Annotated in this window: 2 protein-coding genes and 1 pseudogene; 1 reads left to right on the forward strand and 2 read right to left on the reverse strand. The window is 64.1% G+C overall.

Annotation, left to right across the window (positions count from 1 at the left end; translation table 11 throughout):
• Window positions 1-607, reverse strand: a 607-nt coding sequence (locus PGX04_RS30115; RefSeq protein WP_273741852.1) for a hypothetical protein, incomplete at its 3' end; no start/stop codon positions are given.
• A 275-nt stretch (window positions 608-882) separates the two neighbouring features.
• Between PGX04_RS30115 and PGX04_RS30120 the strand changes: the two genes are divergently transcribed.
• Window positions 883-1272, forward strand: a complete 390-nt coding sequence (locus PGX04_RS30120) for a CopG family transcriptional regulator (RefSeq protein WP_273741853.1) — start codon at window positions 883-885, stop codon at window positions 1270-1272.
• Window positions 1273-1348: 76 nt separating this feature from the next.
• On the opposite strand, the pseudogene PGX04_RS30125 reads toward PGX04_RS30120, so the two are convergent.
• Window positions 1349-1631: pseudogene (locus tag PGX04_RS30125) on the reverse strand (cobyric acid synthase); the annotation flags it as partial.

Consider the following 1631-nt stretch of genomic DNA (forward strand, 5'->3'; position numbering starts at 1 on the left):
CGTCGGGGTCCCCATCACCGGTGCTCGTGGAGCCGGCCGGCGTGCCGTCGGTTTCGGCTGGGGTCCCGCCGTCGGTTCCCGCCGTGGCCGTTCCGTTCAATGCGTCGTCGGACTCGGCGTCGACGGTCGCCTGGAACTCGGCTTCGGATTCGGGACCGAAGTAGTAGGGGTCGGCGGGAAGCGAGCCCCGGAGCCGGACGTTCGCGTAGCCGGCCAGCGCCAGCGCGGGAACGAACAGCGGCTCGATCCCGAACACCGTCGGTCCGGCGGTCAGGATAACGAGAAAGACCGACAGCGGTGAGTAGAGGAAAAAGGCGACGACCCGGAAGGCGTCACCGACGTAGCCATCGACGACGTACGCGTAGAGTCCGTACGCGCCGACCAGCAGGCCGACGTCGGCGTAGAGCCCGACGAGCAGTCCGACGTCGCCCGCGACGAGCCCGTGGATGTGGACCGCGATCGCACCCGTGAGTACCGTCGTTCTGTTGACGTACGTCTCGTCGAGCGCCATCCCGAACACGAGCACCGAGAGCTCGATCAGCGGGGCCGCAAGCCACCACGGGAGGGAACTGAAGAGAACGCCATAATACACGTCGATTACACCCACTCGTCCGAGTGGAGTCGGCCCCGTGCCTTTAACGTTCGTTCCGTTCCGAGACTCGATACGACCTCCGACGATCGACGGGCGCGACGACGATTGATGGGCACGACGACAACCAACAGGTACGACGACAACTGACGGGCACGAGTGTGTCTGCGTGGCCGGCGCTCGAGCCGTCGCTCGTCACGAGACGCCGTCTTTCGATGGACGCTCGTCGCGGTCAGACGCCGTTCGACGGACGGTCGAAACAGTAATTAATCAGCAGCGAACAGTATGTGGATATGGCAAAAGATACCGTCAGATACCCCGACGACGTGGTCACGGAAATCGACACGCTCGTCGACGACGGTATGTTCGAGAGCAAGTCGGAGTTCTATCGGTTCTCCGCGGAGTACGTCCTCAGCCTGATCGATTCGGACCACGAGGTCAAGACGTTCAACTTCGACGAGATCAAGTCCGAACTCGACATCAGCGACCGCGACCACGCCAAAGCGCTAGGCGCCGACGGTGGGACCTTCTTCCTCGACGCCGTGATAAACGTCCGAAAGTACGGCCTTCGGGGCAACTACGAAGCCGCGGAACGCTTTATCGACACCCACTACGAAGAGACCGATCAGGAGTGTATCATCCTCGAGGAACTGCTCGGAACCTACCGCAGCGACTCGCCATAACCGACCAAGCGCCACTCCGCGACCGGTGTCGCCACCGCTCTCCGTCACCATCGTTCTCCGTCACCATCGTTCTCCATCACTCCTGAAACGGTTCGCCGAGCGCCGCCAGATCGACGTGTTCGCGGACGAGTCGCGCCGCTCGGTCGTACGGCGTCGATCCCGTTCGGTCGGCCGTCATCGATGACACTGCAGTGTCCTCGCGCGACGGGCGATCGACGCCGGCCGTCCGCGCGACGGTCTCGAGAAACGCCGTTCGGACCGACGCGTTGTCGAACAGGCCGTGCAGGTATGTTCCCAGCACCCGACCCCTGGCCGCACTCGAGTCCCCGAGCGGCCGGCTCACGTCCCCGAGCGCGCGG

The sequence above is a fragment of the Natrinema soli genome (assembly GCF_028618695.1).

Bases quoted from the DNA above. Each gene is read 5' to 3' on its own strand.
- PGX04_RS30120 (WP_273741853.1), top strand. From the start codon at position 883: ATGGCAAAAGATACCGTCAGATACCCCGACGACGTGGTCACGGAAATC.